The following is a 6,135-nucleotide window of genomic DNA, read 5'->3' on the forward strand; positions in this document are numbered from 1 at the left end:
GTCTGTTTCTACTTGGCGTGTTGTTCAAGAAAATTTTGTGCATTCAAGCTTTTACTCAGATTTCGATAAACCTAGATTCTCTGATCATATAACCTTTTAATAAATTGATTCCTTTTCTTCTAAAACTTCCGCTTATCATATTCATTTCTACTTAGCATATATTTTGTAAAACGGCTTAAAGTATTTGAGGGGTGGGGGAAATTTGCAGTTGAATGCAATAATATTAGGTGGATTTCTTTTGTTCAGTGTTAGCATTGGAGGAGCTATAGCTTGGGTATTTTCTAAGCTATTTCAGCATACAACCCAAGGACTATCATTATTATGTGGTGGATTTTTAGTTGGCTTACTTGTATTAGACGTCATTCCTTCTTCTTTTCAACTATACAAATCATTTGGTCTTATACTTGGAATTCTTGTTGGCTATTTAATTTTTCAAACACTCCATAGTTTATTTCACACTTCCCATACACAAAACCCCTCTGTAACGATACTTACAATCGCCATCATTATCCATACCATTCCTATTAGTCTCACTGTCGGAAATTTATTAGCGAACTCGGCATTAAGTATTACAATTACAGCATCAATTATTCTACATCATCTACCAGAAGGCTTCGCACTTTCAACTGCATTACTATCACAAGGAGAAAGGTTATGGAGACTCTTTCTTTATTTCATAGCATTTTCAATTTTCTTTAGTATTTTTATACAGATTGGTCAATATTGGGATTTAACTGAAAAGGAACAAGGGCTACTAATGGGCATATCGATCGGGTTGCTTGGAACCGCCAGTATTTCAGAATTTATTTTGCATCATTTTCGTTCAGTTACACGAAAATCCTTTTTAACAAATATTTCATTAGGTTATTTATTAAGTTACGTATTTCATATGCTAGTCGAATAAAAAAGCAATCCACCAAAAGAATGTGGATTGCTTTTTTCACTTTAATGAAGAATAGTATTATTCTTCATCAGCTGCTGCTAATAATGTAAGTGATAAAATTTTAGAGAATTGTGCACGTGTAAGATTACCTTTTGGATTAAATTTACCACTTGCTCCGTCAACAACACCTAATTGTTGTAATAAACCGATTGATTCTACAGTTTCCTTACGCATTTGGTTTTTGTCTGCAAATGTGTTATTTTTGTTAGCCTTAGCCACATCAAATTCCATTGACTCTAATAAACTTGCTGTTACATAGGCCATTTCCTCACGTGTTACAGGTTTATATGGCTCAAAATTAGCACCATCAAAAATACCGATTAAGCCATAATCCTCTAAAATCGCTACTTCCTTAGCACCTGGGTATTTCCCTAAATCCTTATATGTAGCAGGGCCTTCGTAATCTTCTTTCACATCTAATCCACCAGCACGGAAAATCATAGAAGCTAATTGTCCGCGTGTTACTTGTCCATTTGGATTAAATGTTGTAGCCGATGTTCCTTTAATAATGTCAGCTTGGTAAAGTAATTGGATATAGCTCTCAGCCCAATGTCCAATAGTGTCTGTGAAGTAACCGCCTGGTTTTAAGTCTATAGAATCCTCACTAATCGATGCTATAAAATCATTCAATTCTGCATCAGTTAAAGTTTGCCATCTTCCTTGTGCAAACATTTCTGCTTTGAATGAATTTCCAGATGGAGAGAATTTCATTTGCATAGAGTCACCGAAAACCTCTTTAAACTCTTTTTGCTCCTCTGCACTCATTTCAGAGTATTTCATAAGCCCTTGTAAAGATATTTTTACTGTAATACTATCCTTTGTACATACTAAAGTCATTTCTTTATCGTCATAGTTTAACTTAGAAAGTAAAAGTGTTTTGTAAATATCTTGGTAGCTCATTGCTTGCACTTGAGTAGCTGCTGCAACTACCTGCTTAGGGTGGATAACGTTAGCAAGGTCTACATTTTCTTGAGCATTTGCTTGTAATCCAAAACCTCCTGTAAAACATGCAATACCAAGTGCGCCAGCTAATAATGTCTTTTTCATAGTTCTTCCCCTTTCAATTCATAATTTTAGTGTACTAAAACAACCGTTATCAAATCTATAAAAATATGTAAGTAATTCAAAATTATTATAAAGTCCTATTTTTCAAAACAAAGAAATTTAATAAATCTTCATGTAATTCCAGAAAATACATGCATGATTTTTGCTATAAATTAGGTGACTTTTTTCAATAAATTCAACAAAACGCATCATTTTTTCTAATAACTAACAAATATCCTGTTGTTAGCTTTATAGAGAAAATTAGCAAACGTATTATCTCTAAATTGGGTATAAAGTTCCATTTCTTAAGTATGACGAAAAAGTGACCTAGTTGCAACTCAGAGATGCCCCTAGATATGATCTGCTTACAATTCCAACTGCTCGGGGATGCCCGGGTTGGATCAGCTTACAACTCTAATTGCTCGCAGATGCCCAGGATATGATCCACCTACGACTCTAACTGCTCGGGGATGCAAAAAAGAGCAAGTTGAAAAGCGCTTACTCTTTTTGTCTTGTCCATTTATGATAATGCCCTACTTGAATTTGGATGTATGAGTTTAACGCTCTTTCTTTTCTCATAAGGTTCACGAGAAAAAATCCCAAAAACTAGGTGCATTCTGAAACTTTACTGTTGCCAGCTTTTCTATAATTTTTAATTTAATTTCTTGTTCCAAGTCTTCCCTTTCTTGATAGTCTGTATTGTACAGACATTGTTTAATTCTAGGTGTGAAATTCTCTATAATTGTAAGAGTCTCTTTGATGTGTTGGTTCTCTAAGTTCGTCATATAAATCAGTCCCCCTTTTTTCTGAGAGTATTATTGAGTTTATTTAAAGCTTTCCTGTGAAGATTTGATATATTCTGTGGTGTTGTTTGTAACGTTTGTGCGATTTCTTTTGTAGAAAGATCTTTTACATAAATCAGCTCCAAAATTTGAAGCTGTTTCACTGTTAACTTTTGCAAGGACTTCAAAAGCTGTTCATCTTCAATATTGTCCAATAACCCATCACCGACTATATTATTAAGTTCCTTTTCATTGCTTTCATCCTCGATTAGCTCTTTTGCTGTCGTGCCACCTTCTTCTGATAAGCCCTTATCCAATATTAATAAAGAACGATTTTGTAGCCTTCTTCTTTTTTTATCAAAATCTAGGCTAAAAAAATGAATCAAATTACTGACATATTTGATCTTCCTAATATTTATATAGTGAGCCTGAAAAGATTCATCAACGAGTTTCTTATTACTATCAGTTGGATTTAAGATCGCTTTTTGCACCAAATAAAGATTTTTAGCATCCGACAAAAAGCTTTTTATAATTGGATTGTTAACCCGTTCATTATTTTTGTAAAAGAACTCCTCTATTTTTTGGTTATCATTATCCATTTAATAATCCCTCCTAAATATCCGCCTTCTTTCTATATAAAGTGAATGTAGTCTCTATATTATAAACCAAAATAAGAACAAATGTTCCTAAAACGAATAAAAAAACACCTTTTATACAAAAAAGGTGATTTAAACCAACTAATTCAACTATCTAAAATAGCTTTTATTTTTTCTAGCTGATAACCAATAATTCTCTCTTCTTTACTATCAGTGACTAATAAAGTAAATGGGATAGCGCTGATTTCATATTGCTTAAATTCATTCAATACATGCTCATCAGTAATATCTTTATTGATGTAAGTTATCAGGCGTGTTGATTAACCATTTTTATACATTCAAAGAGGCTGATTTCCGCTACGGGCTACTCGCTTTCCTGCGGGCGAGCGTCGGCCGCTTCCTCCGCTCTGCTCCGTGCAGGGTCTCGTCTGTCTCGCTTTCCCGCGGGAGTCGAGTAGCCCTACGCTACAATCAGTTAAAATGGAAATATATCGGAAAAGCAGTAACGAAAAAATCCTTTTACCACTCAATAATAAACCTATTTTTTTCCTAATCAACACACTTGGTAAGTTATATTATTTTCTTCTAACCATTCCTTTAACCTAACGCAATATTGACATCCATCGCTTGAAAATACCGTTATAGCATACTTCATTTTAAAGTCCTCCTTTTTTCTAAAAAGGGGACAAACACAATAGAAATGAAACCATCACAAAATAATATTTTTAAACTGTCAGGTTGTTTTTATTAAGGAAGGATCCTCTTTACATATTACAGTATAAATTTTGGTGATATAGCCTAACAGTTCTGCAACACCTTCCTCGGATCGGAGTATCACCTTGTACTACTATTTTAGAGTGAGAAGGAGTTGGTTTACATTATGACACCGGAAAATGTTCCAATGTGGATAAGCTTAATAGGAAATTTTGGATTCCCAATTGCCATAACAGTCTATCTGTTCATTCGATTTGAAAGGAAAATTGATAAATTAGAAGCTGTCATCATGGAGTTATCTGAAGTTATAAAATCTCTTAATTACAAAAAAGGAGGGTGATCCGCATGGAAATTGAAAAATTAATGACTTGTTACTGTAAAGCAAGAGAAGTTCAATCATTTTATTCAAATTGTTTAACGAATGACAGTCTGACTCCAAAAGAACGCGATTTACTAATAAATCTTATTAAAAATGCCAGTGTTTCTTCCAATTTATTGAGGGAATATTGTCAGCCTCAAGATAAGGAAATATGATCTATTTACAAATAAACCCTCCGAATAATTTAGGGGTTGGACTACCAAAATTTGGTGGGTGTTTATCTTAAATCTTTTTTCGTGACCCGGATGTCCGCATTTGATGCCTAAGTATGTGTATGACTCGATCAATCAGGTTGGAAATGGTTTTATTCAATTGAAATAAACTGTGCTCCACTCCCCTGGCTCTTCACCATAACGTGTGGTTGATTTCTTTGATAGAAAGAGCTTGTTTTTCGATAAAAGCCCAAAAAGTTTCGATAAAATGAGATTTTGTTTCGATAAAAGCTCAAATAGTTTCGATAAAGAGCGATTTTGTTTCGATAAATCCAGGATGTGATGCTCTTAGTCTTCGTTCCTCTACATGCACGCCGCAGGGTCTCATCTGTAACGCTAATCCCCAAGGAGTCATCCAGTCGGAACGAAGATCAATTAATAAATGGCATATGTTTTAACAAATGTCATCCACAACTTTTGGTGATGACCCACTCCCCACCTCATTGCCCAAAATATGTAAAAATGATAATATGTACTTAATTATCATAATCAAATCCATGAATCTGAATTTCTTTATCACATTATTTTTCAAAAGCATACTATAGATCATAAAGGGATTGATTGGAGGAGATTATGATCAGCAACAATAAAATTGCATCCATCAATATTGTGCTGACAATTTTACTTATTTTAGGTATCACCTATTATTATTTTTACAATCATTCACCAATTCAAATTGAACTTATAGGCAACTTAGGAGTTTGGCTAGCGTTCCCATTATCAATCATCAATATAGTGCTGAGTTTAAAGTTAATGAAAAATAAAACAGGTAAAGCTAGTACCTACATCGCTTTTATTATTGCTGTTATCATTTTATTCATTGCTTTATTTTTACTATTTCATTGGAGCTCGTCATAAAAAAATACTCCCTATTAGTTAGACAGATTAGCTTATCTAAAGGGAGTATTTTTAATCCATATTGATTCTTTTTCATTTTTTGTATAATACACAATAAGAGTTAGGCTAAAACTTATTTAAACGAAGCAAAGAAAGGAATGGGATAAGAAAATGGATATTCTAATTCCAATTGGTATAGGTTTTCTTGCTAATGTGATAGTATTTGTGATAAGTATGTTAGTCGTTAAAAATAAAAGAAAAGCTACCATGATAACACTTATTTTTTGGGGAATCGCTGTTCTTATGTCGTTTGTTATAGGTAGTTGGAGTGGAATGGGTTTATTTGTCATAAGCTTAGGGATGTTAATAGTGTCTATATGCTTGTATTTATATATTTTCATTGAACATAATTTTATTCAAAAAAGCGTCTAGAAATGCCTTTGAAGGGTTGATTCCTTCAAAGGCTTTTTCATTCATACTAACAGAATATTGCTTGTGGTCCGAAGAATGCACGAATTGCTGCTACGGCTGCAGTTGTATGACCTGAAACACAAGAGACCAACTCTTTATCACAGAATTGACCTTCAGGAAGCCCACTTCTTCAGAGCTGGGAGGAATGAAGTGCTTT

Annotated in this window: 9 protein-coding genes; 4 read left to right on the forward strand and 5 right to left on the reverse strand. The window is 33.7% G+C overall.

Annotated features, from left to right (window positions below):
- The first annotated feature begins 208 nt into the window (after positions 1 to 208).
- Positions 209 to 904, forward strand: a complete 696-nt coding sequence (locus QRN68_RS22370) for a ZIP family metal transporter (RefSeq protein WP_285399306.1) — start codon at positions 209 to 211, stop codon at positions 902 to 904.
- Between the two features lie 57 nt (positions 905 to 961).
- Here the strand turns inward: QRN68_RS22370 and QRN68_RS22375 are convergent, their stop codons facing one another.
- The 5 genes from QRN68_RS22375 to QRN68_RS26980 all read right to left on the reverse strand — a co-directional run bounded on the left by QRN68_RS22375 (position 962) and on the right by QRN68_RS26980 (position 4,020).
- Positions 962 to 1,990, reverse strand: coding sequence for an S-layer homology domain-containing protein (locus tag QRN68_RS22375; RefSeq protein WP_285399308.1), 1,029 nt, complete (start codon positions 1,988 to 1,990; stop codon positions 962 to 964).
- A 581-nt stretch (positions 1,991 to 2,571) separates the two neighbouring features.
- Positions 2,572 to 2,772, reverse strand: a complete 201-nt coding sequence (locus QRN68_RS22380) for a hypothetical protein (protein ID WP_285399309.1) — start codon at positions 2,770 to 2,772, stop codon at positions 2,572 to 2,574.
- A gap of 5 nt (positions 2,773 to 2,777) precedes the next feature.
- Positions 2,778 to 3,368 (reverse strand): sigma-70 family RNA polymerase sigma factor, encoded by a 591-nt coding sequence (locus tag QRN68_RS22385; protein ID WP_285399310.1) that lies wholly within the window; start codon positions 3,366 to 3,368, stop codon positions 2,778 to 2,780.
- A 143-nt stretch (positions 3,369 to 3,511) separates the two neighbouring features.
- Positions 3,512 to 3,634, reverse strand: coding sequence for a hypothetical protein (locus tag QRN68_RS22390; protein ID WP_285399312.1), 123 nt, complete (start codon positions 3,632 to 3,634; stop codon positions 3,512 to 3,514).
- A gap of 284 nt (positions 3,635 to 3,918) precedes the next feature.
- Positions 3,919 to 4,020 carry a glutaredoxin family protein gene (locus tag QRN68_RS26980; RefSeq protein ID WP_350224368.1) on the reverse strand — a complete coding sequence of 34 codons (102 nt, stop codon included), beginning with the start codon at positions 4,018 to 4,020 and terminating at the stop codon, positions 3,919 to 3,921.
- Between the two features lie 225 nt (positions 4,021 to 4,245).
- On the opposite strand from QRN68_RS26980, the gene QRN68_RS22395 reads away from it, so the two are divergent.
- The 3 genes from QRN68_RS22395 (at position 4,246) to QRN68_RS22405 (ending at position 5,528) form a co-directional block, all read left to right on the forward strand.
- Positions 4,246 to 4,419: a YvrJ family protein gene (locus QRN68_RS22395; protein WP_083227054.1), complete on the forward strand. Its 174-nt coding sequence runs from the start codon at positions 4,246 to 4,248 to the stop codon at positions 4,417 to 4,419.
- Positions 4,420 to 4,424: 5 nt separating this feature from the next.
- A complete protein-coding gene (locus tag QRN68_RS22400) occupies positions 4,425 to 4,613 on the forward strand; it encodes a hypothetical protein (RefSeq protein ID WP_285399313.1) in 189 nt (62 codons plus the stop codon).
- Positions 4,614 to 5,243: 630 nt separating this feature from the next.
- On the forward strand, positions 5,244 to 5,528 hold the full coding sequence (locus QRN68_RS22405) for a hypothetical protein (RefSeq protein WP_285399314.1): 285 nt from the start codon (positions 5,244 to 5,246) through the stop codon (positions 5,526 to 5,528).
- Positions 5,529 to 6,135 lie beyond the last annotated feature (607 nt).

The organism is Lysinibacillus sp. fls2-241-R2A-57, assembly GCF_030209535.1.
In the GTDB taxonomy this organism is placed as follows: domain Bacteria; phylum Bacillota; class Bacilli; order Bacillales_A; family Planococcaceae; genus Lysinibacillus.

Coding starts and splice junctions, on each gene's coding strand:
- QRN68_RS22375 (WP_285399308.1), bottom strand. CDS start 1,990: ATGAAAAAGACATTATTAGCTGGCGCACTTGGTATTGCATGTTTTACA.
- QRN68_RS22380 (WP_285399309.1), bottom strand. CDS start 2,772: ATGACGAACTTAGAGAACCAACACATCAAAGAGACTCTTACAATTATA.
- QRN68_RS22385 (WP_285399310.1), bottom strand. CDS start 3,368: ATGGATAATGATAACCAAAAAATAGAGGAGTTCTTTTACAAAAATAAT.
- QRN68_RS26980 (WP_350224368.1), bottom strand. CDS start 4,020: ATGAAGTATGCTATAACGGTATTTTCAAGCGATGGATGTCAATATTGC.
- QRN68_RS22395 (WP_083227054.1), top strand. CDS start 4,246: ATGACACCGGAAAATGTTCCAATGTGGATAAGCTTAATAGGAAATTTT.
- QRN68_RS22400 (WP_285399313.1), top strand. CDS start 4,425: ATGGAAATTGAAAAATTAATGACTTGTTACTGTAAAGCAAGAGAAGTT.
- QRN68_RS22405 (WP_285399314.1), top strand. CDS start 5,244: ATGATCAGCAACAATAAAATTGCATCCATCAATATTGTGCTGACAATT.